This is a genomic window from Stenotrophomonas pavanii, assembly GCF_900101175.1.
Lineage (GTDB): Bacteria > Pseudomonadota > Gammaproteobacteria > Xanthomonadales > Xanthomonadaceae > Stenotrophomonas > Stenotrophomonas pavanii.
Genome location: NZ_FNFQ01000002.1, coordinates 244,203 through 270,500, shown reverse-complemented (window position 1 = coordinate 270,500; position 26,298 = coordinate 244,203). Strand labels below are relative to the sequence as shown.

The following is a 26,298-nucleotide window of genomic DNA, read 5'->3' as shown; positions in this document are numbered from 1 at the left end:
CGGTAACGGTCAGGCCGCCGCGGCGGCGCCGGCATGGGCCGGGAAGTGCGGCAGCACGTACTCGGCGATTTCGTGGAAGGTCTCGGCCAACGGCCGTTCGTTGCGGCGGAACTGCAGACCGATGTGGTCGACACCGGCGGCCTGCATGGCGTGCAGCTCGGCCAGCAGGGCGTTGCGGCCGCCGCGCAGGCCGAAGCGCCAGCGCTGCAGGGGGGCATTGGCATCGGCCAGCAGGTCCAGGTGGATGAAGCTGGCATAGGGCTTATTGCCGGCCACGGCGCGCCAGGCCGCCACGCGTTGCGCATGGTCCTGCGGCGTGCCCGGATAGGCCAGGCAACCGTCCATGTGCTGGCCGATCCACGCCGGTTGCTGCTGGGCCAGGCCGGCCACGAACAGCGGCAGGGCCGGGCCATCCGCGGGCAACACATCCAGGCCCTGCGGCAGGTGCGCGGCGGCGCCTTCGCGCAGCAGTGCGATCTGCTCGCGGAAGCGGCTGCCGCGGCTGTCGAAGTCACGGCCGAACAGCGGGTACTCCACCGGGCGGTCGCCACTGGCCACGCCCAGCAGCAGGCGGTCACCACTCAGCCGCTGCACGCTGCGCGCCGACTTCAGGGTCAGCAACGGCTCCCGGATCGGCAGCACCACCGCACCGGTGCCCAGCAGGATGTCATTGGTGATGCCGGCCAGGTAGCCGAGGTAACTGAATACCTCGAACACCTGCGCCGCATCGCCGAAGGCCGGGTCGTACACCGGCACGTCGCGTACCCACAGCGCACGGAAGCCGAGGCGGTCGGCCAACCGTGCCAGTTCCGCATGGCGCTGCAGGTCCGGTTCGCCGGGCCGGCGTCGCGCGGCGCGTCGTGCCTGCTCGCCCAGTGGCGTCCAGTCATTGTCCAGCGGTGCTTCGATGCCGATGCTGAAACCACCGGCCTGCAGCCGCGCCAACGCACTGCCCATGGCGAGGCTCCTCAGTCCCAGGCCGGGGCCAGGCCCGGCGGATCGACTTCGCGGCCGTTGCGGTCAAGCGCAGCGATCGCGGCCATGTCGTCGGCATCCAGGTGCAGGTCCTGGGCGAGCAGGTTGCTGGCCAGGTTCTCGCGCTTGGTCGAGGACGGGATGACCGAGTAACCCAGTTGCAGCGCCCACGCCAGCGCGACCTGGGCCACGGTGGCCTGGTGCTTGTCGGCGATGGCGGCCAGCACCGGATCCTTCAGCACCTTGCCGTAGGCCAGGGTCATGTAGGAAGTGACGGTGATGCCCTGGTCCTGGAGGAAGGCGGTCAGAGCAGGGTTCTGCAGGTAGGGGCTCAGTTCGATCTGGTTGGTGGCGATCTCGCCGACGCCGACCACCTCGATGGCCTGCCGGGTCAGCGCAATGTTGAAGTTGGACACACCGATCTGGCGGGTCAGGCCCAGGCGCTTGGCTTCGGCCAGCGCGGTCATGTACTCGCGCAGTTCAACGCCATTGCCCGGCGCCGGCCAGTGGATCAGCAGCAGGTCGACGTAGTCGGTGCGCAGCTTGGCCAGGCTGTCGCGCAGGCTCGGGATCAGCTTGTTGGCGCCGTAGTTGTCGACCCAGATCTTGGTGGTCAGGAACAGCGGGTCGCGCGGAACGCCGGATTCGGCGATGGCCTGGCCGACCTCGGCTTCGTTGCCGTAGATCTGCGCCGTGTCGATGGCACGGTAGCCGACGTCGAGGGCGTTGCGCACCGAGTCGATGACGGTCTGGCCGGTCAGGCGGAAAGTGCCGACGCCAAAGGAAGGAACGCTCATGATGGACTCCAGGGACTTGGTTGAGAGCCGGCGGGCTCGTGACAGGGCGAAGTGTGGGCGCTTTACATTTGTTGATTAAGCCGTGTATACGGGAAATGCTTTTGCGGCGAGGTAAATAATGAAAACCACCCTGGATGAGCTGAAGGCCTTCGTGGCGGTGGTCGATGGCGGCTCGATCACGGCGGCGGCCGAGGCGCTGGAGCTGACCATCTCGGCCACCAGCCGCACCCTGGCGCGGCTGGAAGACAAGCTGCAGACCACCCTGCTGCGGCGGACCACGCGGCGGCTGGAACTGACCGAAGAGGGCGCGGCGTTCCTGGAGTACGCGCGCACGATCCTGGCCACGGTGGACGAGGCCGAGGAGCAGATGGCGGCGCGGCGGCTGCAGCCGGTCGGGCGCCTGCGGGTGGACGCGGCCACGCCGTTCATGCTGCATGTGATCGTGCCGCTGCTGGAGGGCTTCCGCGAGCGCTACCCGCAGGTGGAGCTGGAGCTGAACTCCAACGAGGGCATCACCGACCTGATCGAGAAGCGCACCGACGTGGCGTTCCGCATCGGCGTGCTGCGCGATTCCACCCTGCATGCGCGCCCGATCGGCCACAGCCGCATCCGCGTCGTCGCCAGTCCCGAGTACCTGCGCCGGCATGGCACGCCGACACGCGTGGAGCAGCTGCGCAAGCACGATCTGCTGGGTTTTACCCAGCCCAGTTCATTGAACGAGTGGCCGCTGCACGATGCCGATGGCGGGCTTTTCGTGATCGAGCCGGCGATCGCTTCATCCAGTGGCGAGACGCTGCGGCAGATGGCGGTGGCCGGGCTGGGCATTGCGTGCCTCTCGGACTTCCTGACCCGCCAGGACCGGCGCGAGGGCCGACTGGTGCAGCTGCTCGGCAAACAGACGCAGGACGTGCGGCAGCCGATCAATGCGGTGTACTACCGCAACACCGCGCTGGCCGCACGCATCACCTGTTTCGTGGACCACGTGACGCAGACGCTGGGGCAGCGCCCGTTCGACGAATAAGGCGGGGTAGAGCCGGCCGCTGGCCGGCTGGCGGGACCTCGGGGTTGCCGGCCAGCGGCCGGCACTACCCACGCGTATCAGCTGTTCCATGGTCCATACACGGAGGGGTAGAACCGGCCGCTGGCCGGCTGGCGGGACCCCGAGGTTGCCGGCCAGCGGCCGGCACTACCGACTGCGTACCAGCTGTTGGCTGGCCCATGCACAGAGGGGTAGAGCCGGCCGCTGGCCGGCTGGCGGGACCCCGGGGTTGCCGGCCAGCGGCCGGCACTACCGACTGCGCGTCACCTGATGCGTGGCCCATGCACGGAGGGGTAGAGCCGGCCGCTGGCCGGCTGGCGAGACCTCGGGGTTGCCGGCCAGCGGCCGGCACTACCAACTGCGTATCAGCTGTTGGGTGCGGCCGCTGGCCGGCGTTATCGCTTGTGCAGCGCGCGCCGGTTCGCGATGTGCGCGCATGCCAGCAGCGCACCACCCATGGCCGTCGCTACGCCGTGCCAGAGCAGCGATTCCTTCAGCGGCAGGTACAGCGAGGCCGACAGCAGCAGGACGGCGCCGATGCACGCCCACCACAGGGGCTGCCAGCGTCCATGCCGGCGCACCCCGGCGGTCGTACTGGCCAGGGCCAGCGACGAGGCCAGCAGCGCGAACAGCCATTCCCAGCGCGACATCACCAGCAGCAACGTCATCGCCCCATGGCCGGGGTGCTGGAACGAGCGCAGCGCCATCATCGCGGCCGGCACGAAGGCCAGCAGCAGCGGCAGGGCGATGCAGTGGGCGGCGCAGGCCAGCGACAGCCAGGCGCCGGCAAGATCGAAGCGGGGGTGCCAGCGTGCCGAAGTTGGCGACTGGGCCAAGGCCCTTGCGGGCGTCGTGGGGATGTGGTCCATAATGTTACATAGTAACAATTGAAGCCTTCCCCATGAAGCGTCTTGCTGCTCTTTCCCTGCTGCTGGCCGCCAGCGCCGCGCAGGCCCATGACGTCCGCCAGCTGGGGGCGCACGTGCACGGCCAGGCCACGGTCGATCTTGCGCTTGACCAGCAAACCCTGGACGTCAGCCTGCAGGCCCCCGGCATCGGCATCCTCGATTTCGAGCGGCCGCCGGCCAATGCAGCCGAGCAGGCTGCGCTGGCGCGTGCGACTGCGCTGCTGCAGGGCGGTAGCTGGGTCACCTTGCCCACCGCCGCGGGCTGCCGCCTTTCAGGCAACGATGCCAGGGCCGAGGGCTTCGACGCGACCGCCGTCGCGCCGCCGCCAGGTCAGCACCGGCACGCGGGGTTCAACGCAACGCTGCAGTACCGCTGTGCAAAGCCCGCCGAGCTGCGCGCCATCGTGGTGCGCCTGCCGCTGCTGTTCCCGGGCCTGCATGAAGTGATCGTCAACAGCGCCACTGCCCACGGCCAGAGCCGCAGCGTGCTGACCCCGGACAACCTGCGCGTGGTGCTGGCGCCGTGAGCCTGCGGACCATGATCGCGCTGGAGGGCGTGCAGTTCGGCTACGGCGCGCGGCGGGTGCTGGATGTGCCGCGGCTGTGGATCGAGCAGGGCAGCAGCGTGTTGCTGCGGGGAATCAGCGGTGGCGGCAAAAGCACCCTGCTGGGCCTGCTGGCCGGTGTGCTGCTGCCTGGAGAGGGCCGTGTCGAGGTGGCAGGCCACGCACTGCAGGCCATGCGCGGCGCGGCGCGGGATCGATTCCGCGCTGACCACCTGGGCGTGATCTTCCAGCAGTTCAACCTGCTGCCGTTCCTCAGCGTGCGCGACAACATTGCGCTGGGCCTGCGTTTCTCCCGCCTGCGCAGCGCGCGCATCAGCGGGCCGTTGAATGCCGAGATCGCGCGACTGCTGCAGGCCCTGCAGCTGGACCCGGCGCTGATGCAGCGGCGCGCGGGTACGCTGAGTGTCGGCCAGCAGCAACGCGTGGCAGCGGCACGCGCGCTGATCGGTCGCCCGGCATTGCTGCTGGCCGATGAGCCGACCTCGGCGCTCGACCGCGAGGCGGCGACCGCCTTCCTGCAGCTGATGTCTGCGCAGTGCCAGGCGGCCGGCACCACGGTGCTGGTGGTCAGCCATGACGACAGCCTGCAGCCGTTGTTCGACCGCACGATCGCCTTGTCGGAGATCAACCAGGCAGGTGCCGGCCATGCTTGAGCTTGCCTGGGCCAGCCTGCGCAGCCGCGCGTTGAGCGTGGGCCTGACCGTGCTGGTCATCACCCTCAGCATGGTCCTGTTGCTGGGTGTCGAACGCGTACGCACGCAGGCGCACGAAGGTTTCGCCAGCACGGTGTCCGGCACCGATCTGATTGTCGGTGCGCGCTCGGGGCCGGTGAACCTGCTGCTGTACTCGGTGTTCCATATCGGCGACCCGACCAACAACGTGTCCTGGCAGTCCTACCAGGAGCTGTCCGCGCTGCCGCAGGTGAAGTGGTCAGTGCCGTTGTCGCTGGGCGATTCGTGGCGCGGTTACCGCGTGGTCGGTACCAGCGGTGGCTACTTCGAGCACTATCGCTACGGCGCCGGGCATGCGCTGGCGTTCGCGAACGGAAGGCGGTTCGATGATCTGTATGACGTGGTGATCGGTGCCGAGGTGGCGCAGGCACAGAAGGTCGGCCTGGGCGATGCGATCGTGCTGGCGCACGGCACCGGTGCGGTCACCCTGGCCACGCATGCCGACAAGCCGTTCCGTGTTGCCGGCATCCTGCAGCGCACCGGCACGCCGGTCGATTCGTCGCTGCTGGTCTCGCTGGCGGCGATCGAGGCGATCCATGTCGACTGGCGCTCGGGCGTGCAGCTGCGCAGCCAGCGTGTCAGCGCCGAGCAGGCCCGCCATCTGGATCTGACCCCCAGCAGCATCACCGCTTTCATGCTGGGCCTGAACTCGCGCATCGCCACGTTTTCGGTGCAGCGCAGGATCAATGAGTACCCGGACGAGGCGATGCTGGCGATCCTGCCCGGCGTGACGCTGCAGCAGCTGTGGCAGTCGCTGGGCACCGCCGAGCGTGCGCTGCAGCTGATCAGCGCGATGGTGGTGCTGCTGGGCATGGTCTCGCTGGTGGCGCTGCTGGTCTCGACCCTGCAGGAGCGGCGGCGCGAGATGGCGATCCTGCGTGCCACCGGGGCACGGCCGGGCTACATCGCCGGCCTGCTGGTGGTGGAAGCGGTGGCGACCAGTGCGCTGGCCTGTGTGCTGGCCCTGTCACTGCTGGTGGTCGCCAGCCTTGCAGGGCGCGGCTGGGTGTTGGCCAACTTTGGCCTGTCGATCACCCATGTCTGGCCGGACGGTCGCGAGCTGGCCTGGGTAGCAGGCGTGCTGGCGATCAGTGCGGTCGCCGGGCTGGTGCCGGCATTGCTGGCCTACCGGCGCACGCTGGCCGATGGCCTGTCACCGGGAGGCTGAGCATGCGCTGGATGCGGCCATTGCCGATGGTGCTGGCGCTGGCCGCCTGCGAGCGGCCGGTGGATTCCGGTGTGCAGGCCTTGCCACCTTCGCCGGTTGTCGACCGCGCTGACGCTGCGGACGCGGCAGAGCAGGAGCTGGACTGGTTGCAGATGATGCCCAAGGACGAACTGGCCGCGCTGGAGCGGGGCGAGGGCCCGGAGGTCGAGCACAGCGGCAACCGGCGCATGCCGCAGTTCGGGACGTTCCGTACCGTGGCTGCTGTGCTGCAGCGACCGGTACGCCTGCCGGGCTACGTGGTACCGCTGGCCAACGCGCAGGACGGGCGGCTGACCGAATTCCTGTTCGTGCCGTATTACGGCGCCTGCATACACGTGCCACCGCCGCCGCCGAACCAGATCGTGCACGTGGTGCTGCCGCGGCCGATCGAGATGCCGGACATGTACTCGCCATTCTTCCTGGCCGGCACCCTGCGTGCCGAACGGCTGGATGATGATCTGGCCGGTTCTGCTTACACCATGCGCGATGCCCAGCTGAGGCCCTATGAACCGTAGCGCTGTGTTGCTGCTTGGATGCATCTGGTTGGCAGGCTGCACGTCACCGGGCGCCGATGCCGTGGCGGTCACGCCGCAGGACAAACCCGCGCCCTCCGCCACGGCCGAAAGCCCCATCGACCGTTGGGATGCGTTGCGGCCCGACGAGGTCACCTATCAGCGCCCGCCGCCGCAGATCGGCCTGTCGCGCGGTGGCATGGATGGCGTGGGCGGGCTGATCGACGACACCGGCTCCGGCACGCCACCGGGGCAGGAGATCGACCATTCCAGCCCGGATCGCGCCAGGCAGTTCGGCTCTTCGCGCGTGGTCGACGCTGTCGACGGTCGCGCGGTGGATCTGGATGGCTACGTGGTACCGCTCGGCACCAACGATGCCGGGCTGGTCGATGAACTGCTGTTCGTGCCGTTCTATGGGGCCTGCATCCACGTGCCGCCACCGCCGCCGAACCAGATCATCCACGTGACCCTGGCCACGCCGATCGCGCTGGGTGATCTGTGGGATCCGTACCGGCTCGCTGGCCGCCTGCAGGTGAAGCGTTTCGACGCGGACATCGCCAGCGCGTCCTACGATGCTGCGGCGGCCACGCTGACGGCGATTCGCAACTGATGCGCCGGTGCTGGATCCTGGCTGCCGCGGCGCTGCTGGGCGCAATCGTGCTCCTGGCGTTGTGGCAGCGGCAGCGCGCAACCACCGCGCCGCCGGCGGTCGCGTTTCCGGCACCGGCCGCCGACGCCAGCCAGCGCATCGAACAGCGCCTGCGCGACGATCACGCGTTCCGCAACGACGTGCTGTTCCTGCTTGCGGCAACCGTGCGCGACCGCTGCCAGCCCGCGCAGGCGGGGCTGCTGGCGCGCATGGCCAATCGTGCATCGCTGCCGGTGCTGGCGTCGGTGAGTGCGGTGACCCAGCAGGAGCCATCGCTGGACCGGCCGATCTACCAGTACATCCAGCACCGCGCCGACGCGACCCAGTGCGGCCAGCCGCTGCAGATGCCGCTGGCCGGTGGGCGCAGCATGGCGGTGGACATCGAACAGTACGCGCGCACGTTCCCGGACAGCTACTTCGACCCGCAGCGCAGCAGCGAGCCGCGGGATTTCGGTGGACTGCCATTGCACCAGCGCGCCGGCAACGCCTGCAACAGCGTGGTGTATTCGGTGCTGCCGCTGGGCGGCACCGACTGGCGGTGCAGCAGCCTGCGCGCGAATGCCCGTGCGCGCGTGCGCGGCCTGTGCGAGGACGAGCTGCGGCGCCAGCATGGGGGCATCGGCGGCGAACTGGACGCCGCCGTGGGGCAGGGCATGCAGAGCGCGGTGGTGTCGGCGATTGCCGCGCTGCCGGAGGACTGCCGGTAAACGTTCATCAGTAGAGCCAGGCCATCCCTGGCCCGTTTCAGTAGAGCCAGGCCATGCCTGGCTGGCGGCGCAGTCGAGCAAGCCCGCCTCTACAAAAGCTGAATCGGTGGGCTTTGAAGACCATAACTGTACAGGATATCCGGTATAGTTATGGCCGTACTCCACCCCCACCAGGTTCTCCCATGGCTTTGTCCCCGCCCTTGGCCAGTGCCCCGGCCCTGTCGCGTGCCCGCCGCTGGGCACTGCTGTTCACCGTCGCCGCCGGCCTGCTGCTGGTCACCCTCGACAACTCCGTGCTCTACACCGCACTGCCCACCCTGACCGAGGAACTCTCGGCCAGTGCCGGCCAGGCGCTTTGGATCATCAATGCCTATCCGCTGGTGATGGCCGGCCTGCTGCTGGGCGCGGGCACGCTGGGCGACCGCATCGGTCACCGCCGCATGTTCCTGATCGGCCTGGTGGTGTTCGGCGTCGCCTCGCTGGCTGCAGCGTTCGCCGACACCGCAGCGCAGCTGATTGCCGCACGCGCGTTGCTGGCGGTCGGCGCGGCCGCGATGATGCCGGCCACGTTGGCGCTGATCGGCCTGAGCTTCCACGAAGCGCGCGAACGCAACATCGCCATCGCCATCTGGGGCTCGGTGGCCATCGTCGGTGCGGCGCTCGGCCCGATCATTGGCGGCTGGCTGCTGCAGCACTTCTGGTGGGGCTCGGTGTTCCTGATCAACGTGCCGGTGGTGGTGATGGCGCTGGTGGCCACGCTGCTGCTGGCGCCGGAAGGACAGCGCGACAGCTCGCGGCCATGGGACCTGGTGTCCTCAGTTCTGGCATTGGCTGCGCTGTCCGGCCTGGTGCTGGCAATCAAGTCGCTGATCGCTACGCCGCCGTCGTATGCGCTGGGTGCAGGCGCGCTGCTGCTGGCCGTCATCACTGGTGCGGCGTTCGCGCGCCGCCAGCAGCAGCTGCGGTACCCGCTGCTGGACGTCGCGATCTTCCGCAATCCGGCGTTCCTGGCCGGCACGCTGTCGGCAGTGTTCACCCTGTTTGCGATGGCCGGCCTGCAGCTGGTCACCACCCAGCGCTTCCAACTGGTGGCGGGCTTCACGCCGCTGCAGGCGGGTCTGCTGGTGTCGGTGGCAGCGCTGGGCAGCCTGCCCAGCGCGCTGCTGGGCGGCAGCATCCTGCATCGGGTCGGCCTGCGCCCATTGATCTGCGGCGGACTGGCTGCGGGCGCGCTGGGCGTCGGCGTGGTGGCGTTCGGCTTTCCGCACGGCCTCGGTTGGGTGATCGCCGGCATGGCGATCACCGGCTTCGGCATGGGCGCGGCCATCTCGGTGGCGTCCACGGCCATCCTCAACAATGTGCCTGCGCACCGGGCGGGCATGGCCTCGTCGGTGGAAGAGGTGTCCTACGAGTTCGGTGGCCTGCTGGCGGTGGCGATGCTGGGCAGCCTGAGCGCGGCGATGTACGGCGTGTTCCTGCCGGTTTCGGCTGACATGCCGGCGCTGGCGCGTGAAGGCTTCACCCAGGCGTTGCACGCGGCGCGCGAAGGCGGGCAGGGCGAGTGGTTCGCGCTGGCCACAGCCGCGTATGACCGTGGCTACCAGATCGTGCTGCTGGTGATCACTGCGGCGCTGGCGCTGGGTGCGACGATCATCGCGGGACTGCTGCGTGGCCGGGCCGGCAGCCGCGAGGGCGCCGCCGATCGCGTAAAATGACGCCATGAGAACCAGCAAGCGGGAGCGCATCCTCGACGCCGCCGTCAACGTGATCAATCGTGACGGCGTGCGAGCGGTGACCTTCGAGTCGGTGGCGACCGAGGCCAAATTGACCCGCGGCGGCCTGCTGTACCACTTTCCGTCGCGCGAGGCGCTGCTCCGCGGCATCGACGAACACCTGGTGCAGGCCTGGGAAGCATCGATGGAAGCGTTGCTGGGCAAGCGTGCAGATCAGGCATCGGCGCTGGAGCGCTACCAGACCTTCGTGCGCGTGTCGGCGCAGAGCGCCACCCGTGCCGAACTGATGTTCATGCTGGAATCGGGCGACCCCGATGCCGCGGAGCGCCCGTGGGGGCCGGTAGTGCGACGCTGGGCGCCGTCCGCACCCGAAGCCGGCAGCGACGACGCGACAGCGCTCGACAATTTCGTGGCGCGGCTGGCTGCCGATGGCCTGTGGATCTACGAGGCGATGTACGAAGGCCAGCTGGATGAAGGCGTACGCGCGCAAGTCGCCGAGCGCATCGCCGGGCTGCTGGCGAAGCCTGACGGGTCGCCCAGTTGAGCGGCCAGCCGGCGCGCAGACATCGCCCGTGGTAGAGCCGACCGCGGGTCGGCTGCCCTCCGGCCAGGCCACGGAAATGCCGCTTCGATCGCCCGTGGTAGAGCCGACCGCGGGTCGGCTGCCCTTCGGTCAGGCCAGGAAAATCCCGCGCGTCGCGCGATAGTCGACCAGCGGTCGCCTCTACCCCTCATCCATTTACCCAGCCTGCGCGTCGCTCGCGGCCAACCACGCCCGCGGCGATGCCCCCAGCCGCTTGCGGAACGCCTTCGACAGCGACGCGGTATCGGCAAACCCCACGTCGATCGCCACCTGCTTGACCGCCACACCTGCGCGCAGCTGCGTACAGGCCAGGCTGAGCCGCCAGTCCAGCAGGTAGCTGGCCGGCGTCGCCTGCATCACCTCCTTGAATACCGCCGCGAACGCGCTGCGCGACAGGCCGGCGGTCGACGCCATGCGCGGTAGCGTCCACGCCTCCTGCGGCGCCTGGTGCATCGCCACCAGCGTGCGTGCCAGCCGTGCATCGGACAGCCCGCGCATCAGTCCGTGGCTGACGCCTGCCGCCTCCGGATGATCGACCACCCAGCGCAGGACCTGGATCAGCGCCACCTCGAACAGACGGTTGGTCAGCAGCCGGGAGCCGCAGCGCCGGCGATCGGCCTCGGCGAACAGCAGGCGCAGGGTGTCGTCCAGTTCGCCGATCGCCGCCAGTGGCACCACCATCACCGGTGGCAGCGACTGGACGATCGGATTGCGCGCGCCGCCGTCGAAGTCCAGCGTGGCGCAGGTGAAATCCGGGCCATCCAGCGGTGCATTGAAGAACACATGATGCAGCGGCTGCGGATACAGCAGCAGGCTGGGCGCGTCGATCTTCAGCCGAGGCAGCGTCGTATCGCCCTCGCGATGGCGAACCTCCATTTCGCCCTGGCGCAGGATGTGCAGGAACGCACGACCGGGCTGCGGCTCGAACACATGGCGCCCGCACAGTGGGCCGCTGTGAAACAGCGCGGCCTGCACGCGAAAGCGTTCCAGCAGGGTGGAGAGGCGATCGGGCGTGGCGACGTCAGTGGGCGCAGTCATGGACGAATGGACAACAGGTGTGGCGAATAGCGCAGGATACGTCCAGCGAGTCTACCTAGGATGAGCGGGTCGTCCAATTCCGGGCGCGTTTCCAAGGAGATCCACCATGTCCCGTGTCCCCCTGATCGATGCCGCCACCACCACCGCCGACCGCCAGGCCCTGCTGGGCCAGGTCCACGCCGCCTTCGGCGCCACCCCGGCCATGTTCCGCGCTGTGGCCAACTCGCCGGCCGCCCTGCACAGCATGTGGGGTTCGTTCGGCGCGCTGGGTGGCGGTCGCCTGTCGCCGTTGCTGGGCGAGCAGATCGCCGTGGCCATCGCCAACCGCAATGCCTGCGCGTACTGCCTGGCCGCGCACACGGCACTGGGCCGCAAGGCCGGCGCCAGCAGTGAGCAGATGGCTGCCGCGCAGACCGGACAGTCCAGCGACCCGGCGACCGCCGCTGCACTGGGATTCGCGTTGAAGGTGGTCGAGCAGCGTGCGCAGATTGCCGACGGCGATGTTCAGGCGCTGCGGGTGGCCGGCTTCGACGATGAGCAGATCGTCGAGATCCTCGCGCATGTGGCGCTCAACCTGTTCACCAATTACGTCAATGTGGCGTTCGACGTGCCGGTGGACTTCCCGAAGGTGGCGCTGCGCTGAGCGGTATGCGGCCGGGCGGCATGCGCCCGGTCGCACTCAGGTGTCCCGGAGCCCGTCCGCCCGCAGCCGATCGGGATGGGTGTACACATTGAATCCGCTCTCCCGCGCGAACCCGATCAGGCACAGCCCGGCGCTGCGGGCCAGGTCGATCGCCAGCGCGGTGGGTGCCGATACCGCAGCCAGCACGCTGGCGCCGGCGCGCACCGCCTTGCTGACCATTTCGTAGCTGGCCCGGCTGGAGATCACCAGCAGGCCGCCGTCGATGGCGTGTTCGTTGTGGTGCAGGGCGCCGATCAGCTTGTCCAGTGCATTGTGGCGGCCGACGTCCTCGCGTACCCAGCCGATCCGCCCGCTGGCATCGGCCCAGGCCGCGGCGTGGATCGAGCCACTCGCTGCATTCATCGGCTGGTGCTGCGCCAGGGTGGCCAACGCCCGCTGCAGGGCGGCGGCGGCATAGCTGCGGCGCTCGCGGATCTGCGGCAGGGGGCGCAGCACCTCCTCCAGCTGGCGCGTGCCACACAGGCCACAGCCGCCTCGGCCGGGCAGCAGGCGCCCCTTGTCCGAGTCGAGGCTTGCGCCGGGTGCATCCTCGGCCACGGTCATCTGCAGCTCGATGCCTTCCAGCTGGGGACGGATATCGATCGACAGCAGCTGCGAGGGCGTATGGATCAGGCCTTCACTGAGCGAAAAACCGAGCGCGAAGTCCTCCAGGTCGCACGGTGTGGCCATCATCACGGCAAAGGCGGCATCGTTGTAGCGCAGCGCCACCGGCACTTCCTCGGCCACGACGTCGACCTGCTGCTGTTGCGTGCCGCCGCGCCAGCGCTGCAAGGGGCGTTGGGCAGTGCCGGCCGGTGGGATGTGGGGTGGGATCGAATCAGGCATGCAGCGCGTCCGGACGAGGGAGAACCGCGAGGCGGGCCACCGCCTGCGGTTCCGAGGATAGCGCAGTGGCTGCGCGCAGACGCGGCTGTAACCGTTGCCATGCCAGGGTGTACCGAATCCGCCGGCACCCTCTGGCGAAGCGTGGCCGGGCGTGCTTGACTGTGCAGCTGGTCGTGCCACTGGATGCACTGCCGGACCGCGTTGTGCCGTTCGTTGCTGCGTTCCTCCCGTCAGGTCCCCGATCATGTCCGAGCAGAAGCCGCCGCGTTACAAGCCCTACGACCAGCCGGCCGGAGGCTGGGGTGCCGCCGGTGCCACGGCCAAGGTGCTGCTGCAGCAGAGCGTGATCGGCAAGGGCTCGAAGGCGCTGCTGGCGATGAACCAGCCGGGCGGCTTCAAGTGCCCGAGCTGCGCGTTCCCCGATGCCGACGAGCGCAAGAAGCTGGAGTTCTGCGAGAACGGCGCCAAGGCGCTGGCCTGGGAAGCCACCCAGTTCCGCGCCGGCCGCGAACTGTTCGCCCGGTACACCGTCACCGAGCTGATGGCACAGACCGACTACTGGCTGGAGATGCAGGGCCGGCTGACCGAGCCGATGCGCTACGACGCAGCCACCGACCACTACGTGCCGTGCAGCTGGGACGATGCGTTCGCACTGATCGGCCGCCACCTGCAGGCGCTGGACAGCCCGCACCAGGCCGAGTTCTACACCTCCGGGCGCACGCCCAACGAAGCGGCGTTCCTGTATTCGATCTTCGTGCGCGAGTTCGGCACCAATAATTTCCCGGACTGCTCGAACATGTGCCACGAGCCGACCAGCCGTGGCCTGCCGCCGGCCATCGGGGTGGGCAAGGGCACCATCGTGCTGCAGGACTTCGAGCACGCCGAGGCGATCTTCGTGATCGGCCAGAATACCGGCACCAATTCACCGCGGATGATGAGCAACCTGGTCGAAGCGCGCAAACGCGGCATCCCGATCGTAGCGGTCAACCCGATGCCCGAGCGTGCGCTGATCCGCTTCGCCGAACCGCAAGACGTTGTACAGATGGCCACGTTCGGTTCGACCGCGATCACCAGCGAGTTCGTGCACATCCGCATCGGCGGCGACCTGGCCCTGATCAAGGGCATGATGAAGGTGATGTTCGAGCGCGAGGCGCAGGGCGAGCGCGTGCTCGACCACGCGTTCCTGGCCGAACACACGGTGGGCCTGGAGGCGCTGCGCGAAGACGTGCTGGCGCAGGACTGGGACCAGATCGTGCAGGTGTCCGGTATATCGCAGGCGCAGATCCGCCGTTGCGCGGAGATCTACATCCGCTCCAACGCCACCGTGATCTGCTACGGCATGGGCCTGACCCAGCACCAGTACGGCTCGCGCCTGCTGCAGCAGGTGGCCAACCTGCTGATGCTGCGCGGCAACTTCGGCAAGCCCGGCGCCGGCATCGGGCCGATCCGTGGCCATTCCAATGTGCAGGGCGACCGCACCGTCGGCATCGACGAGAAGCCGAAGCCGGCCTATCTGGACCGCGTGCAGCAGGTGTTCGGCTTCGACCCGCCGCGCGAGCATGGCCACCATGTGGTCGAATCGATCGAGGCGATGCTGGACGGCAGCGCCAAAGTGTTCATCGGCCTGGGAGGCAACTTCATTCATGCCGTGCCCGATACGCCGCGTGCGTATGAGGCGATGCGCGGCCTGGAGCTCACCGTGGGCATTGCCACCAAGCTCAACCGCGGGCACCTGGTCCATGGCCGCGACGCGCTGATCCTGCCGGTGGTGGCGCGTTCGGAGCGCATCGTTACGTCGGCCGGCGAGCAGTTCGTCACCATCGAAGACGCGATGTCGAATGTCACCGCGTCGCGCGGGGTACTGGAGCCGGTCAGTGCCGATGTCTTGCCCGAGGTCGAGATCGTCTGCCGCATGGCACTGGCCACGCTGCCCGACAGCAGGGTTGACTGGGCCGGCTGCATGCACGACTACGCGCCCATCCGCGAGCTGATTGCCGCGGTGTATCCGGAGATCTACACCGGCTTCAACGAGCGCATCCAGCAGCCGCAGGGCTTCCATCTGGACATCCCGCCGCGCCGCCGGGTGTGGCCCACGCCCAATGGCAAGGCCAACATCCTGGTGATGCCCGGGCTGGACGTGGACGATCCGGTGCACGACCCGGAGATGCTGCGGTTGGCCACGGTGCGCTCGCACGACCAGTACAACACCACCATCTACAGCTACAACGATCGCTATCGCGGTGTGTACAACGATCGCATGGTGTTGTTCATGAACATCGAGGACCGGCTGGCGCGCGGGCTGGAGAAGGAAGCGCGGGTCAGCCTGGAGACGATCAGCAGCGATGGCGTGCAGCGGCGCATCGAGGGCCTGACCGTGCTGGACTATCCGATGCCGCGCGGCGCGCTGGCCGGGTACTACCCCGAACTGAATCCATTGCTGCCGCTGGACTACTACGACCGGATCAGCGGCACGCCAGCGGCCAAGTCGATCCCGGTGCGGATGCGGCCGATGGCGGCGGCGATCGGTTGATGCGCGCATCGGCTATCATCGGCGGGTGAACCTGCCTGGCCTGCTGCTGCGATGGATGCTGCTTGTGGCCCTGGCGCTGAATGCGCCGGGGCTGGCGCTCGCTGCATCTTCGTACAACGGTCCCGCCAACCAGGATCACTGCGCCGCACCGCACTCGGCCGCGATGGCAGCCGTCGGCTGCTGCGATGATGCGGCCCCGTTGGCCTGCCAGAGCAGTGAGTGCGAATGCCCGGCGGCGTGTTTAGGCATGCTGGCAGCGTTGAACGGAACGCCCGCCTCGCCCTGGCGCGAGGCGCCTGTTCCGGCCAGTAGCCCGCAACGCGCGTCGCCATTGATGCCGGATCCGTTGCGTCCCCCCATCGCGTGAATTCCTGCAGGCCTCACGCGCCTGCCATGACTGTTCGACTTTTTCTCGACTCTGCCTGCGCCTTCGATGCGTGGGCGGCGGGCCGCGTTGCCCGCCTCTGCAAAGGAATCACTCAATGAACCGTACGCTCTCCCTCAGCCTGCTGCTGGGCACTGTGTTGGCCACGACCGCCTGCGCGCGTGCCGCCGAAGAATCCTCCGCGGCAGCGGTCGCCAGCGAGGCACCGGCCCCGAGTCCGGCCAGCCCGGCCAAGGTCGATCCGGCCTTGCCGCTGGCCATCGTGCACAAGACCGCCAGCTGCGGTTGCTGCGGCATCTGGGTCGACCACCTGAAGTCGGCCGGCTTCCAGGTGGATGTCCGAGACACCGACGACATGAACCCGGTCAAGGTCCGCCTGGGCGTGCCGGTGGGCAAGGCCTCCTGCCATACCGCCGAGATCGGCGGCTACGTGGTGGAGGGCCACATCCCGGCCGAGGACATCAAGCGCCTGCTGGCCGAACGACCGGCGGCGCGCGGGCTGGTGCTGCCCGGCATGCCGGCCGGCTCGCCGGGTATGGAAATGCCCGATGGCTACGTCCAGCCGTACACGGTCGAACTGGTGCGCACCGATGGCACAACCGAGCCGTTTGCCCAGCACGGGCAGGGCGGCTGATGGACGGCGGGTGCCGGTCGTCCTGGCCGGCACTTTTCGACGCGTCTTGTGTGGAGCCGAGCGTAGGCTCGGCGCTACGGGATCTGCAGCATCAGCGGGCCCCGGCCGTTTCCTTGGCCAACTGCGCGTCGAACGCCTTCTCGGCCGCATCCGCGTAGCCCTTGCAGGTCAGGACGTTGGCTCCGGCCTCGGCACCGGCGGCATAGTTCCAGCGGCTGGCGCCCGGATGCGGGGTCAGCAGCAGGTCGCAGGGCAGGCCGCGCACCGTCGTGAAGCTGCGCCGGTAGTCCTCGACCAGGCGGGGATAGCGTGCGTTGTGCTGCAGCTGGTAGCCCGGCGCACTCAGGCTGTCGGCGTAGGCGATGCGCACGGGCTTGCCATCGCGAGTATCGGTCCAGGTCCAGGCGGTGCTGCCGGGGGTGTGCCCAGGCATGAAGTGCGCGGTGAATGCCATGCCGCCTACCGTCACCCTTTCACCATCCATGATGATGCGGTCGGCACTGGCCGGCGGGTAGGTGATGTCATCACCGAAGTGCAGGTCGTTGCTGCCGCCGCGCGCCAGCAGCACGGCCGTTTCGGCGTTCGCGACCACCTGGGCACCGGTGCGGCGCTTCAGTTCCGCCACCGGCCCGGCATGGTCGGCGTGTGCGTGGCTGAGCAGGATCAGCCGTAGATCCTGTGGTGCCACCCCGCGTGCCTTCATGTTGTCCAGCAGGTGATCGGCCATCTGCGGCATGCCGCCATCCAATAGCACTGCGCCCTCGGTGGTCTGCACCAGCAGTGCGGTCAGGTCCTCGGTGCCGATCTGCCAGGTGTGGTCGGCAATCTGCAGCGGTGCCATCGGCTGCAGCCACGAAGCGTCGACGGTGTAGGCCCGGAGCTGCGGCAGCGGTGCGTCGGCGGCAGCGACATCAAAGACGAGCGTGGCAGCCAGGGCGAGGGGAGTCAGGCAGAGGCGCATGGCGGAAAGTGTCTGGGGAGAGGCCGTTGAAGCTAGCATGCGCGTCGCGCCGGCCGTTTCGCGAATAATTCATGGCTGCGATAAGGTCCGCCGCGGCCTGCGCAGCATTGTTCGCCCGCCCTGGATTGTGAATCCATCTCCACGGGCTGGAGCGCAGAATCGGCCGCAGCTAGCCTGCCCACAGGCTCGAGGAGGTGGACCATGCATGTGCTTATGGTGATGCTGGGCGGCGTACTGTTGCTGGGCGTATTCGCGCTGTTTGGCCGGCTGTGGAGCGTCGGCACATCGCAGCTGCCGACCGCGCTGCTGGCGTTCATCGCCACGTGGCTGCTGGTCACGGTGGCCAACCTGTGGGTGGGCGTCAGCAACGCAGGCTATGCCCTGCGAGAAGAGCTGCCGATCCTGTTGCTGGTCTTCACCGTGCCGGCGTTGCTGGCCGCCCTCCTGTACTGGCGCCTGGCGCGCTGAAGGACCGCCATGAGTCCCCGACTGCGACTGCCTGCGCTGCGCCACCGCGACGGCCACCATGCCCGCGTTACCTATGAAGAACTGTTCTTCGATCTGGTCTACGTGTTCGCGGTCACCCAGCTCAGCCACCATCTGCTGCACCACCTGGACCTGGCCGGCGTGCTGCAGACCCTGGTGCTGTGGTTCGCGGTGTGGCTGGGGTGGCAGTATGCGTGCTGGGTCAGCAACTGGTTCGATCCGGAGGCGCCGCGCATCCGTGGCCTGCTGTTTGCCACCATGCTGCTGGCGTTGCTGATGTCCTCCTCCATTCCCGAGGCGTTCGCCGATCGCGCCTGGGTGTTCGCCGGGGCATACGCCACGATGCAGGTGGGACGCACCAGCTTCGTACTGCTGGAGGTAGGCCGCGGCCACCCATTGGCAGCCAACTTCCGTCGCATGCTGGCCTGGGTCAGCGTGTCGGCGTGTTTCTGGCTGGCTGGCGCGGCCGCCGAGGGCAATCTGCGGCTGGCACTGTGGGCGCTGGCGGTGGCCTGCGAGTACATCTCGCCGATGTTCGGCTTCGCGTTCCCGTGCCTGGGGCGATCGCACACCCGTGAGTGGACGATCGAGGGCGGCCACCTGGCCGAACGCTGCCAGCTGTTCGTCATCGTCGCCCTGGGCGAGACGTTGCTGGCCACCGGCGGGGTGCTCAGCGAGGTCGAACACTGGAGCCCGGAGGTGGTGTCGGCGGTGCTGGCGACCTTCGCCGGAACACTGGCGATGTGGTGGCTGTACTTCGGCATCTCCAGTCGCGATGCCACCGCCGCGATCACCCGGTCCGACGACCCCGGCCGGATGGGGGCCAACTTCCACTACGTACACGCGCTGCTGATCGCCGGCATCATCGCCACTGCGGTGGGCAACGACCTGGTCATGGACCACCCGGGGGCAGGCACGACCTGGAAGTACGCCGCCATGATGGTGGCCGGTCCGCTGCTCTACCTGCTGGGCAGTGCCCTGTACAAGCGCGTGGTCTACGGCCGCGCGCCGCGCTCCCACCTGCTGGGCGCGCTGGTGCTGCTGGCGCTGGGACTGGCACTGCCCTGGACGCACCTGCTCGCCGCCGGCTGGCTGACCAGCCTGGTGCTGCTGGGCGTGGGCCTGCTGGACACGCGCCTGGCCGGGCGCACCCGGCAACGGCCGGGCTAGAAGCCGCCGCCGGTCCTGAAATCCCCGCCACCGCTGATGCCACCGCCACTGCTGAAGCCATCGCCACTGTCGGAACGGGCGCTGGAGCGGGAACTCGAACTGGAGCTGGAGCTGGAGCTGGAATCGAAACTGCTGGAGCTGCTCGATGCCCAGTTGAACAGGCCGCCCGAGGAAGCGCTGCTGCTGCTGCTGCCGCTGCGGGTCGTGCTGAAGAAGGACGCCGAAACTGCGGTAGCGGTGGCCCTGCGGTAGGTCGGGGCCTGGTAGGCCTGGCGTTCGGCGTCTGCTGCCGCCTGGTAGCTCCTGCGCGTCGCCTGCAGGTTGTCCAGGCGCTTCTTCAGTACGGCCATTTCGCGGGTGTGCTCTGCCACCAGGCCATCGATCTCGCCCAAGCGCTGGCGAGTGCCTTGGATGCGCTCAAGCACCGCATCGTCTTCGCCGGACGCCGTGGCGGCGACGCGCCGGTACAGTTCGTTCATGCCGGTGGCCGACAGCGTGCGTGCCAGCGCGGTGAGCAGGGCACTGCCCTCCGCGTCGGTCCAGCTGCGGAAGCCATCGATCTGTGCCTGCTTGGCGTCCACGGCCTGCCGATGCAGCTGCTCGTTCAGCAGTGCCTGTGCAACGGCGCCCTGTGCGGTCTGCAGCTGCTGCCTCAGCGGCTCGCCCCCGGCCTGGGCAAGCGCGGCGTCACGGGCCTGCTGCACTGGCTGGCGGGCAGTTTCGCTCGCGTCGCGGGCCTGTCCGGCATGCGCCTGCAGGTACGGCGGGAGTTCGACCAGCGTGGCGTACTCGCGGCGGGCGCGCTCGAAGCCGCACAGCTCGGCCAGCCAGCCATCGACCGTGCGCACCAGTGGCCAGCTGCGGTAGGCCGTGCTGCCGAAGCCGCGCCGGTGCAGGTACATGAAGACCGGGTCGGCCTGATAGGCGCCGGCCTTGGCATCATGCTCCGCCTGTGCAGAGGCGGCCATGCGCTCGACGGTCTCGGCCCGCGCCTGTGCCAGCTGCAGTTCGTCCTGCAGGGCCCGGCAGGCGGGGTCCGCTTCCAGCGCAGCATCCACCTGGTCCTGCAGTGCCTGCAACTGCCCCCCGACGGCGTCGCGTGCGGCCACGGCCACCTGCGAGCGCTGCTGCAACGACTGTTCGATGTCCAGCAGCGCCTGTAGTTCGTCGGCCAGCACCGCTGCTTTGCGGTCACGGCGCTGCAGGTCGGCGCTGGACTGCTGCAGCAGGTCCCTGGCCATCGCCGGCGGCGAATCAATGGCCGCCTGGGCGTGCAGCCGGGCCAGGGCATTGAAGTCCTCGCGGACCTGGCCGTGCAGCGCCTCCTGTTCCTTGATCAGTTCCCGGCACGCATCGCCACGCTCGGCCAGCGATGCCTGGACCTGGCGGATATCGGCCGCGACTTCGGCGATCGCGTCGTTCAAATCTCTCATGTCGGTTCCTTGTCCATCACCATTCGGTGATGTAGCCGCCGGTCGTGGGCATGCGGAAACGCGGCGACAGGCTGCCACGCGGCTTGCTGCCGATCAGGTCGTCCTCGATGATGCCGTTGTCCTGCTTGTCGGCGGCGACCCGGTTATAGGTAGCCTGCGGAACGCGCACCGCGAACACCGAGACCCGTTCCTCTTTGCCGGTTTCCTCGTTGCGGATCGGCAGTTCGGCAGCGTTGCCGGCTTCGTCCAGCGCTTCGGCCACCAGATAGTAGTTGCGGCCACCGTTGGCCTTTTCGTTGTAGCGCCAGACACCGGTACGTTCGTCGTCACGGTTGACGATGCGGTAGACCAGGGTCTGTGACAGCAGCCCCACCAGCTGGCTGACGTTGTCCAGGGCCGGACCGGCCTCGGCCAGCGTCTCGACCCGGATCAGGCGCGCGGCCTGGTCCAGCGCTCGCTCGAAGCGCTTGCGGTCTTCGCCGGCGACGCCGGTGGCCAGGCCGTCGGCCTTGAGCCGGGCCAGCCGATCGTTGAGCGCGGCCAGCGTGTCGGCGCTGCTGATGAGGTCTTTCAGGGTCGACACCGCCTGGCCGGCCGCGGCCATGTCGCCTGCGCGCAGCGCGACATCACCGCCGGTGTAGGCGCGTGCGCGCACCTGCTCTGCATCCGGCGTGAGGCGTGCTGCCTTTGCGGCGGTGTTGGTGGTGTCCAGCAGCTCGCTGGCCTCCACGGCCTGGACGAGGATTTTCACCCGCTCGGTCAGCGCGGGCAGGGTGTCCCGTGCGTTGGCGAGCCGTTGCGCAGCAGCCAGCCGATGCTGCTCCACCTGCGCGGCCGCGCGCTCGCCGGTGGCGCTGCCACCGCTGCTGAGCCGGGTGAGCTTGTCCTTGCGCACAAGGGTCGGCAGCGCTGCCATCGTGGCCGGGAGTTCGGCGAAGTGGCGCTGTGCTTCGGCCAGCGCGGCCTGCGCACTTTCGGTCAGCGGCTGCAGGCGGTCGCCGCTGGCGCTGGCACGTGGCAGCAGGCCCTGCAGGGCCTGTTCCTGCGCGGCCAGCAGGGCGCGCGCTGCAACAGCCTCCTGTTGCTGTGCGGCGACCTTGTCGTTCAGCGCCTGCACGTTGTTCTGCACGTTGATGTCGTGCACAAACGCGCCGAAGCTGCGTGCCATCACCAGCAGCGCCACCAGCACCAGCAGCGCCAGGACCACGGCCAGTGCCCACTTCAGCAGGCGCGCGCGGTCGATCCAGCGCCGCGCCAGCCACGCCTTCCAGCCACGCGGCGCAGTGTAGAGATAGCGCTGCTCACGCTGGGCCTGGATGCCGGCCTCGAGGATCTCGTCGGAGACCTCGATTCCCTGCGAGCGGTACAACTCAAGCAGGCGCCGCTTCAAGGCCGCCTTGTCATGGCCGCTGTCGGCCAGCGCCTTCATTTCGGCATTGCGGTAACGCAGCTGGTCGACCACATCCATGGTCAGCAGTGCATCCTGCAGCTCCGCAGGGGCCATCGTCGCACTCACTTCAGCGCGGCTCCGGGCTTGGCGGCGCCTGCAGCAGGGCAGCGAAACGCTGCTTGCCCTGCTCGACATACTCGGCGATCTCGGCCGAATCGCGGGTGGCCTGGTTGCGCAGCTGCTCGATCTCCTGCAGCGAGGTTTCCTGGAAGCGCACCACTGCATCGACCAGCTTGCGCACCGAATCGACGCCGATGGTGGCGCCATAGCCGGCCTTCAGGCCCTCGTGCAGGACGTCGTCGCCGATGTTGGCCACCGCTTCCAGGCCCTTGGAGGTGCCCTCGGTCATCGCGTTGAGCGCCTGGGTGGACTCGTGCAGGCCCATCTGCGTAGTGAAGGCCAGGTTCAAGGCGGTGAAGCTGGTTTCATTGGTGGAGAAGAACACCACCGAGCGCTCGTTGACGCGGCGCTTGACCTCGTGCGACTGGTGCACGCGCAGCATGATCGCCTCGGACGTGGCGTAGTTCACCTGCAGGTTCTCGGCCAGGTCCTTGGCCAGCTGGTAGCGCGACTCTTCGGCCTGCTGGGTGCGCAGGGCCTCATCGCGGGCCATGACCAGGCGGCCGGTGTCGGCAGCATCGGCGCCCGGGTCGGCCGACTCCACGCGCTCCTGCGCCTGCTTCAACGCTTCGCGCGCATCGGCCAGCGCCTGCTCCTGCAGCTTCAACAGTTCATGCGCCTGGATTTCCGCATCCTTGATCGACAGGCGGAAGTCGCCGTACATCTCCAGCACGCGCGATTCGCGCTGCAGCTGTTCGGCCGAATCGCGGCTGACCTCCAGGAAGGTGCGGCGGATCTTCTCGAACCGGCTCGGGATGTCGCCGCGGGTGACCTTCATCCACAGGTTCTGCAGGCGCTCGCCCATGTCGATCCTGCCGTCGCGCACCTGTTCGACCATGGCGCTGGCATCGTCGCGGATGCTGTCGAAGGCGCGGATGATCTCGGTGTAGCGGTCGGACACCTTGGCCGAGCTGATTTCGTCACGCATCACGGCGTTGAAATGACCGGACTGCTGCAGCACGCGGGCAATGGCCACCACCCGGCCCTGGTCGAGGCTCGACAACTGCGAGACCAGCGCGATGGCCGGTGCGTTGTTGTCCTGGGGAGCGGCCAAGCCCAGGCTCCGCAGCGTGGCCATGGCGCGGTCGAGGTACTTGATCGGTGCCGAAGCAGCCGGCGTGGCAAGGAGAGTGTTCTCGGGCATTTCGACGGCTCCGTCCAGGGCAAACGATGGGAAAACTGCCGCGCGGAACGGGCAGGGTGCTGCGAATCGAAGGGGAAGTTGAGCGCAAGCCGCGCGCTGCACGGCCGGCCGGGCCGCTCGCGGGCAGCGGGCCCGCTCTGGGCGAGGAGGGTGTCCTGTTCAAGCACGGTGCAATCCCTGCAGATCGCCCCATGGCGATTCCTGGCCCATTGTAGCGGCGGTGATGGGCAGGTGAAGCCCCACCGATGGCAGGGTGGAGTAGCGTTGGCACACCCGCCGAGCAGGCAAGCGAGGGCTTCGTGCAGAACCTACCGCAATGGTTGCTCTGGGCTGGACTGTCCGCCGTGTTCGCAGCGCTGACCGCGCTGTTTGCCAAGGTTGGCGTCAAGGGCGTCGACTCGGACCTGGCGATGGCCATCCGCACCCTGGTGGTGGCGGCGGTGATCCTGCCGCTGGTGGTGCTCACCGGCAAATGGTCCAACCCGCTGCTGCTGCCCGGGCGCACCCAGCTGTTCCTGGTGCTTTCGGCGCTGGCCACCGGCGCCTCGTGGCTGTTTTACTTCCGCGCGCTGCAGAGCGGCGAGCTGGCCAAGGTAGCGGTGGTGGACAAGTTCAGCGTGGTGCTGGTGATCGTGCTGGCCTACCTGTTGCTGGGCGAGCGGCCCAGCCTGCGGGAGTGGAGCGGCATCGGGCTGGTGGTGGCCGGGGTGATCGTGCTGGCGACGAAGAAGTAGCGGAATCCGACTGATCAGACAGGAGCGCGGGATGCAGGGTGAGGCACACGGTACGTTTGAAGTGGATCTGCGACCGGTTGGTGGCAACGACGGCCCGATTGCGGTGATGTCGATCGACAAGACTTTCGCCGGCGACCTGCAGGGCAGCAGTGTCGGCCAGATGCTGGCCTTCCGCACGCCGGTGCAGGGCTCGGCCGGCTACGTGGCGATGGAACGGGTGACGGCCACGCTGGCCGGGCGCCAGGGCGGCTTCACCCTGCAGCACACCGGGCTGATGACCCGCGGCACGCCGGAGCTGAGGGTGGTGGTCGTGCCCGATTCCGGCAGTGATGGCCTGCTGGGCCTGGACGGCACGCTGGAGATCACCATCAGCGAGGGCCGCCACGCGTACCGGCTGCTGTATTCGCTGCCCGATCCGCAGTAGGTGGGGCGGCGCTCAGCCGGAACCGGCCTGCAGGCGGTCGTACATGCGCACCAGGTCGACCAGGGTGCGCGCGCCCATCTTGCGCATCACCTGCGCGCGGCGGACCTTCACCGTGATCTCGCTGACCCCGAGGTCACCGGCGATCTGCTTGTTGAGCCGGCCGCGCACCACGCCATCGACCACCTCGCGCTCGCCAGCGTTCAGTGAATCCCAGCGCTGCTGCAGCGCGCCCAGCACGTCGCCTTCGCGGCGGCGCTGGCGGTCGATCTCGATGCCCTTGTGGATGGCATCGAGCAGTTCCTGGTCACGGAAGGGCTTGGTCAGGAACTCGATGGCGCCGTCCTTGATCGCGTTGACACCCATCGCGATGTCGCCGTGGCCGGTGATGAACACCACGGGCAACTGCAGGCCATGGCTGCCCATCGTGCGATGGAATTCGAGGCCGCTCTGCCCGGGCATCCGCACATCCAGCACCAGGCACGCCGGCGCGTCTTCCAGGTCGTGTTCGAGGAAGGCCTGGGTGGACGCGAACGCCCGCACGTGCAGGCCCATCGAGGCCAGCAGGTCTTCCAGCGCCGCGCGTACAGAGGGATCGTCGTCGACCACATAGACGATGGGCGCTGGATCGATGGCCGGGGCCGTGGGCTTACGCATGGTGGACATCCGTGGCGACCGGCAGGTCGAAGACGAAGCAGGCACCGCCGCCTGCCGGGCGTTCGGCACGGATCTGGCCGTCGTTGGCCTCGATCATCGAACGGCTCAGGCTGAGGCCCAGCCCCAACCCGTGTGACTTGGTGGTCCAGAACGCGTCGAACACGCGCTCGGGATGCTCGGCGGGCAGGCCGACGCCACGATCGCGCACGCTGAGGCTGACCCGTTGGCCATCACGCCGGGTCAGCAGGGACAGGCGGCGATCAGCGGCAGGCACCGCTTCCATCGCGTCCACCGCATTGAGGATGAGGTTGCCGATCACCTGCTGCACCTGCACGCGGTCGGCATGCACCGGGGGCAGGTCGGGGTCCAGCAGCAGGGCTACGGCCACGCCTTGCCGGTCCAGTTCGCTGCGCGACAGCGCCAGCATTTCCTCCACGGCCTGGTTCAGGTCGAAGGCGCGTCGTTCCGGTGCCGCGCCCTGGGTCAGGCCGCGGATGCGGGCGATCACGTCACCGGCGCGATGCGCGTCGGCGAGGATGCGGGCCACGGTCTGCCGCGCCTTGTCCACGTTCGGTGGGTCCTGCGCGAGCCAGCGCTGGCAGGCCTCGGCGCTGCTGGCGATGGCCGCCAGCGGCTGGTTCACTTCATGCGCGATGGAGGTGGTCAGTTCGCCCACGGTGGACGCGCGCGCCACCCGCAACAGGCGGCCCTGCGCCTCCTGCACGGCGGCCTTGGCCGCTTCCATGTTCAGCGCGAGGTAGGTGGTGATGCCGATCACCAGCATGCCGATCACCGAGTTGACCAGGCCGATGCGGTAGGTGCCGAAGCGGGTCAGGAAGAAACTCAGCCCGGTCAGCGCGATGCAGGCGATGGCCAGCGTGATCAGGCCGCGGGCGGCCAGCACGCGCGACGCCGCGAGGATGACCGCCGCGTAGAAGCAGGCGGCGGCAACCGCATAATCGGTGACGGTGTCGATCAGGAAGATCGCGGCCATCACGACGATCAGGGCCAGCAGCACCAGCGGGCGGCGGGGCGACAGCGATGGCATCGGGACGGCTCCCTGGCGTGGGGTGAAAGGATAGCAAAGCCGCCCTCGGTAGATGCCGACCGGTAGTGCCGGCCGCTGGCCGGCAACTGCACGGTGTTGCCGGAGCTCGTGAGGTTGCCGGCCAGCGGCCGGCACTACCGCAGCGGTGGGCG

The 26,298-nt window shown here is 68.6% G+C and carries 27 protein-coding genes; 16 read left to right on the top strand and 11 right to left on the bottom strand.

Annotated elements, in window-relative coordinates; all coding sequences use genetic code 11:
- Window positions 1–9: 9 nt before the first annotated feature.
- Both BLS66_RS04715 and dkgB read right to left on the bottom strand, forming a co-directional pair.
- Complete coding sequence (locus BLS66_RS04715) at window positions 10–957, bottom strand: TIGR03571 family LLM class oxidoreductase (RefSeq protein WP_074725240.1); 948 nt, start codon at window positions 955–957, stop codon at window positions 10–12.
- Between the two features lie 11 nt (window positions 958–968).
- Window positions 969–1,772 (bottom strand): 2,5-didehydrogluconate reductase DkgB, encoded by an 804-nt coding sequence (gene dkgB, locus BLS66_RS04710; protein WP_074725239.1) that lies wholly within the window; start codon window positions 1,770–1,772, stop codon window positions 969–971.
- A gap of 118 nt (window positions 1,773–1,890) precedes the next feature.
- Between dkgB and BLS66_RS04705 the strand changes: the two genes are divergently transcribed.
- Entirely contained in the window at window positions 1,891–2,793 is a 903-nt protein-coding gene (locus BLS66_RS04705; protein ID WP_057493378.1) for a LysR family transcriptional regulator, read from the top strand.
- 413 nt (window positions 2,794–3,206) lie between these two features.
- Here the strand turns inward: BLS66_RS04705 and BLS66_RS04700 are convergent, their stop codons facing one another.
- The gene (locus tag BLS66_RS04700; RefSeq protein ID WP_074725238.1) at window positions 3,207–3,680 is read right to left on the bottom strand and encodes a MerC domain-containing protein; all 474 of its coding nucleotides are present in this window, start codon (window positions 3,678–3,680) and stop codon (window positions 3,207–3,209) included.
- Between the two features lie 32 nt (window positions 3,681–3,712).
- On the opposite strand from BLS66_RS04700, the gene BLS66_RS04695 reads away from it, so the two are divergent.
- The 8 genes from BLS66_RS04695 (at window position 3,713) to BLS66_RS04660 (ending at window position 10,368) form a co-directional block, all read left to right on the top strand.
- On the top strand, window positions 3,713–4,246 hold the full coding sequence (locus tag BLS66_RS04695; RefSeq protein WP_074725237.1) for a ZrgA family zinc uptake protein: 534 nt from the start codon (window positions 3,713–3,715) through the stop codon (window positions 4,244–4,246).
- An 11-nt stretch (window positions 4,247–4,257) separates the two neighbouring features.
- The gene (locus tag BLS66_RS04690; RefSeq protein WP_241738657.1) at window positions 4,258–4,938 is read left to right on the top strand and encodes an ATP-binding cassette domain-containing protein; all 681 of its coding nucleotides are present in this window, start codon (window positions 4,258–4,260) and stop codon (window positions 4,936–4,938) included.
- On the top strand, window positions 4,931–6,184 hold the full coding sequence (locus BLS66_RS04685) for an ABC transporter permease (RefSeq protein ID WP_074725236.1): 1,254 nt from the start codon (window positions 4,931–4,933) through the stop codon (window positions 6,182–6,184). Before BLS66_RS04690 ends, BLS66_RS04685 begins: the two co-directional genes overlap by 8 nt.
- Window positions 6,185–6,186: 2 nt before the next feature.
- Window positions 6,187–6,738 carry a DUF3299 domain-containing protein gene (locus tag BLS66_RS04680; RefSeq protein ID WP_074725235.1) on the top strand — a complete coding sequence of 184 codons (552 nt, stop codon included), beginning with the start codon at window positions 6,187–6,189 and terminating at the stop codon, window positions 6,736–6,738.
- A complete protein-coding gene (locus tag BLS66_RS04675; protein ID WP_074725234.1) occupies window positions 6,728–7,345 on the top strand; it encodes a DUF3299 domain-containing protein in 618 nt (205 codons plus the stop codon). Before BLS66_RS04680 ends, BLS66_RS04675 begins: the two co-directional genes overlap by 11 nt.
- Window positions 7,345–8,091: a hypothetical protein gene (locus tag BLS66_RS04670; RefSeq protein WP_074725233.1), complete on the top strand. Its 747-nt coding sequence runs from the start codon at window positions 7,345–7,347 to the stop codon at window positions 8,089–8,091. Before BLS66_RS04675 ends, BLS66_RS04670 begins: the two co-directional genes overlap by 1 nt.
- Before the next feature lie 182 nt (window positions 8,092–8,273).
- The gene (locus tag BLS66_RS04665; protein WP_074725232.1) at window positions 8,274–9,806 is read left to right on the top strand and encodes an MFS transporter; all 1,533 of its coding nucleotides are present in this window, start codon (window positions 8,274–8,276) and stop codon (window positions 9,804–9,806) included.
- A 4-nt stretch (window positions 9,807–9,810) separates the two neighbouring features.
- The gene (locus BLS66_RS04660; RefSeq protein WP_074725231.1) at window positions 9,811–10,368 is read left to right on the top strand and encodes a TetR/AcrR family transcriptional regulator; all 558 of its coding nucleotides are present in this window, start codon (window positions 9,811–9,813) and stop codon (window positions 10,366–10,368) included.
- 195 nt (window positions 10,369–10,563) lie between these two features.
- Here the strand turns inward: BLS66_RS04660 and BLS66_RS04655 are convergent, their stop codons facing one another.
- Window positions 10,564–11,445, bottom strand: coding sequence for an AraC family transcriptional regulator (locus BLS66_RS04655; protein ID WP_074725230.1), 882 nt, complete (start codon window positions 11,443–11,445; stop codon window positions 10,564–10,566).
- Between the two features lie 106 nt (window positions 11,446–11,551).
- On the opposite strand from BLS66_RS04655, the gene BLS66_RS04650 reads away from it, so the two are divergent.
- Entirely contained in the window at window positions 11,552–12,088 is a 537-nt protein-coding gene (locus tag BLS66_RS04650; protein ID WP_074725229.1) for a carboxymuconolactone decarboxylase family protein, read from the top strand.
- A gap of 36 nt (window positions 12,089–12,124) precedes the next feature.
- On the opposite strand, the gene fdhD is transcribed toward BLS66_RS04650, so the two are convergent.
- Window positions 12,125–12,973 (bottom strand): formate dehydrogenase accessory sulfurtransferase FdhD, encoded by an 849-nt coding sequence (gene fdhD, locus BLS66_RS04645; RefSeq protein ID WP_053463071.1) that lies wholly within the window; start codon window positions 12,971–12,973, stop codon window positions 12,125–12,127.
- 244 nt (window positions 12,974–13,217) lie between these two features.
- Between fdhD and BLS66_RS04640 the strand changes: the two genes are divergently transcribed.
- Both BLS66_RS04640 and BLS66_RS04630 read left to right on the top strand, forming a co-directional pair.
- Entirely contained in the window at window positions 13,218–15,503 is a 2,286-nt protein-coding gene (locus tag BLS66_RS04640) for an FdhF/YdeP family oxidoreductase (protein WP_074725228.1), read from the top strand.
- A gap of 482 nt (window positions 15,504–15,985) precedes the next feature.
- On the top strand, window positions 15,986–16,522 hold the full coding sequence (locus BLS66_RS04630) for a DUF411 domain-containing protein (RefSeq protein WP_083348134.1): 537 nt from the start codon (window positions 15,986–15,988) through the stop codon (window positions 16,520–16,522).
- 91 nt (window positions 16,523–16,613) lie between these two features.
- On the opposite strand, the gene blaL1 is transcribed toward BLS66_RS04630, so the two are convergent.
- A complete protein-coding gene (gene blaL1, locus BLS66_RS04625) occupies window positions 16,614–17,483 on the bottom strand; it encodes a L1 family subclass B3 metallo-beta-lactamase (protein WP_074725226.1) in 870 nt (289 codons plus the stop codon).
- A 201-nt stretch (window positions 17,484–17,684) separates the two neighbouring features.
- Here blaL1 and BLS66_RS04620 point away from each other — a divergent pair, with 201 nt between their 5' ends.
- Both BLS66_RS04620 and BLS66_RS04615 read left to right on the top strand, forming a co-directional pair.
- Entirely contained in the window at window positions 17,685–17,951 is a 267-nt protein-coding gene (locus BLS66_RS04620) for a hypothetical protein (RefSeq protein ID WP_074725225.1), read from the top strand.
- Window positions 17,952–17,960: 9 nt separating this feature from the next.
- Complete coding sequence (locus tag BLS66_RS04615; protein ID WP_074725224.1) at window positions 17,961–19,139, top strand: low temperature requirement protein A; 1,179 nt, start codon at window positions 17,961–17,963, stop codon at window positions 19,137–19,139.
- On the opposite strand, the gene BLS66_RS04610 is transcribed toward BLS66_RS04615, so the two are convergent.
- Genes BLS66_RS04610 through BLS66_RS04600 form a run of 3 tightly spaced genes read right to left on the bottom strand, consistent with a single transcriptional unit; the run spans window position 19,136 to window position 23,286 of the window.
- Window positions 19,136–20,572, bottom strand: coding sequence for a coiled-coil domain-containing protein (locus BLS66_RS04610; protein ID WP_074725223.1), 1,437 nt, complete (start codon window positions 20,570–20,572; stop codon window positions 19,136–19,138). The genes BLS66_RS04615 and BLS66_RS04610 overlap by 4 nt on opposite strands.
- 16 nt (window positions 20,573–20,588) lie before the next feature.
- Complete coding sequence (locus BLS66_RS04605) at window positions 20,589–22,088, bottom strand: DUF6384 family protein (RefSeq protein ID WP_244152951.1); 1,500 nt, start codon at window positions 22,086–22,088, stop codon at window positions 20,589–20,591.
- Window position 22,089: 1 nt separating this feature from the next.
- Window positions 22,090–23,286, bottom strand: a complete 1,197-nt coding sequence (locus tag BLS66_RS04600) for a cell surface protein (protein WP_074725221.1) — start codon at window positions 23,284–23,286, stop codon at window positions 22,090–22,092.
- A gap of 299 nt (window positions 23,287–23,585) precedes the next feature.
- Here BLS66_RS04600 and BLS66_RS04595 point away from each other — a divergent pair, with 299 nt between their 5' ends.
- Complete coding sequence (locus BLS66_RS04595) at window positions 23,586–24,020, top strand: EamA family transporter (protein ID WP_049467122.1); 435 nt, start codon at window positions 23,586–23,588, stop codon at window positions 24,018–24,020.
- A gap of 31 nt (window positions 24,021–24,051) precedes the next feature.
- Window positions 24,052–24,444, top strand: a complete 393-nt coding sequence (locus BLS66_RS04590; RefSeq protein ID WP_074725220.1) for a DUF3224 domain-containing protein — start codon at window positions 24,052–24,054, stop codon at window positions 24,442–24,444.
- A gap of 12 nt (window positions 24,445–24,456) precedes the next feature.
- Here the strand turns inward: BLS66_RS04590 and BLS66_RS04585 are convergent, their stop codons facing one another.
- On the bottom strand, window positions 24,457–25,098 hold the full coding sequence (locus tag BLS66_RS04585; RefSeq protein ID WP_074725219.1) for a response regulator transcription factor: 642 nt from the start codon (window positions 25,096–25,098) through the stop codon (window positions 24,457–24,459).
- A complete protein-coding gene (locus BLS66_RS04580) occupies window positions 25,091–26,146 on the bottom strand; it encodes a sensor histidine kinase (protein ID WP_074725218.1) in 1,056 nt (351 codons plus the stop codon). The genes BLS66_RS04585 and BLS66_RS04580 overlap by 8 nt, the downstream gene beginning before the upstream one ends.
- Between the last annotated feature and the right edge of the window lie 152 nt (window positions 26,147–26,298).

Excerpts from the sequence above, each read along its gene's own strand:
- BLS66_RS04695 (WP_074725237.1), top strand. The coding sequence starts at position 3,713 with ATGAAGCGTCTTGCTGCTCTTTCCCTGCTGCTGGCCGCCAGCGCCGCG.
- BLS66_RS04655 (WP_074725230.1), bottom strand. The coding sequence starts at position 11,445 with ATGACTGCGCCCACTGACGTCGCCACGCCCGATCGCCTCTCCACCCTG.
- BLS66_RS04705 (WP_057493378.1), top strand. The coding sequence starts at position 1,891 with ATGAAAACCACCCTGGATGAGCTGAAGGCCTTCGTGGCGGTGGTCGAT.
- BLS66_RS04650 (WP_074725229.1), top strand. The coding sequence starts at position 11,552 with ATGTCCCGTGTCCCCCTGATCGATGCCGCCACCACCACCGCCGACCGC.
- BLS66_RS04665 (WP_074725232.1), top strand. The coding sequence starts at position 8,274 with ATGGCTTTGTCCCCGCCCTTGGCCAGTGCCCCGGCCCTGTCGCGTGCC.
- blaL1 (WP_074725226.1), bottom strand. The coding sequence starts at position 17,483 with ATGCGCCTCTGCCTGACTCCCCTCGCCCTGGCTGCCACGCTCGTCTTT.
- BLS66_RS04585 (WP_074725219.1), bottom strand. The coding sequence starts at position 25,098 with ATGCGTAAGCCCACGGCCCCGGCCATCGATCCAGCGCCCATCGTCTAT.
- BLS66_RS04615 (WP_074725224.1), top strand. The coding sequence starts at position 17,961 with ATGAGTCCCCGACTGCGACTGCCTGCGCTGCGCCACCGCGACGGCCAC.
- BLS66_RS04600 (WP_074725221.1), bottom strand. The coding sequence starts at position 23,286 with ATGCCCGAGAACACTCTCCTTGCCACGCCGGCTGCTTCGGCACCGATC.
- BLS66_RS04590 (WP_074725220.1), top strand. The coding sequence starts at position 24,052 with ATGCAGGGTGAGGCACACGGTACGTTTGAAGTGGATCTGCGACCGGTT.
- BLS66_RS04610 (WP_074725223.1), bottom strand. The coding sequence starts at position 20,572 with ATGAGAGATTTGAACGACGCGATCGCCGAAGTCGCGGCCGATATCCGC.
- BLS66_RS04580 (WP_074725218.1), bottom strand. The coding sequence starts at position 26,146 with ATGCCATCGCTGTCGCCCCGCCGCCCGCTGGTGCTGCTGGCCCTGATC.
- BLS66_RS04715 (WP_074725240.1), bottom strand. The coding sequence starts at position 957 with ATGGGCAGTGCGTTGGCGCGGCTGCAGGCCGGTGGTTTCAGCATCGGC.
- BLS66_RS04670 (WP_074725233.1), top strand. The coding sequence starts at position 7,345 with ATGCGCCGGTGCTGGATCCTGGCTGCCGCGGCGCTGCTGGGCGCAATC.
- BLS66_RS04660 (WP_074725231.1), top strand. The coding sequence starts at position 9,811 with ATGAGAACCAGCAAGCGGGAGCGCATCCTCGACGCCGCCGTCAACGTG.
- BLS66_RS04630 (WP_083348134.1), top strand. The coding sequence starts at position 15,986 with ATGAACCGTACGCTCTCCCTCAGCCTGCTGCTGGGCACTGTGTTGGCC.
- BLS66_RS04685 (WP_074725236.1), top strand. The coding sequence starts at position 4,931 with ATGCTTGAGCTTGCCTGGGCCAGCCTGCGCAGCCGCGCGTTGAGCGTG.
- BLS66_RS04640 (WP_074725228.1), top strand. The coding sequence starts at position 13,218 with ATGTCCGAGCAGAAGCCGCCGCGTTACAAGCCCTACGACCAGCCGGCC.
- BLS66_RS04680 (WP_074725235.1), top strand. The coding sequence starts at position 6,187 with ATGCGCTGGATGCGGCCATTGCCGATGGTGCTGGCGCTGGCCGCCTGC.
- BLS66_RS04675 (WP_074725234.1), top strand. The coding sequence starts at position 6,728 with ATGAACCGTAGCGCTGTGTTGCTGCTTGGATGCATCTGGTTGGCAGGC.
- BLS66_RS04690 (WP_241738657.1), top strand. The coding sequence starts at position 4,258 with ATGATCGCGCTGGAGGGCGTGCAGTTCGGCTACGGCGCGCGGCGGGTG.
- fdhD (WP_053463071.1), bottom strand. The coding sequence starts at position 12,973 with ATGCCTGATTCGATCCCACCCCACATCCCACCGGCCGGCACTGCCCAA.
- BLS66_RS04620 (WP_074725225.1), top strand. The coding sequence starts at position 17,685 with ATGCATGTGCTTATGGTGATGCTGGGCGGCGTACTGTTGCTGGGCGTA.
- dkgB (WP_074725239.1), bottom strand. The coding sequence starts at position 1,772 with ATGAGCGTTCCTTCCTTTGGCGTCGGCACTTTCCGCCTGACCGGCCAG.
- BLS66_RS04700 (WP_074725238.1), bottom strand. The coding sequence starts at position 3,680 with ATGGACCACATCCCCACGACGCCCGCAAGGGCCTTGGCCCAGTCGCCA.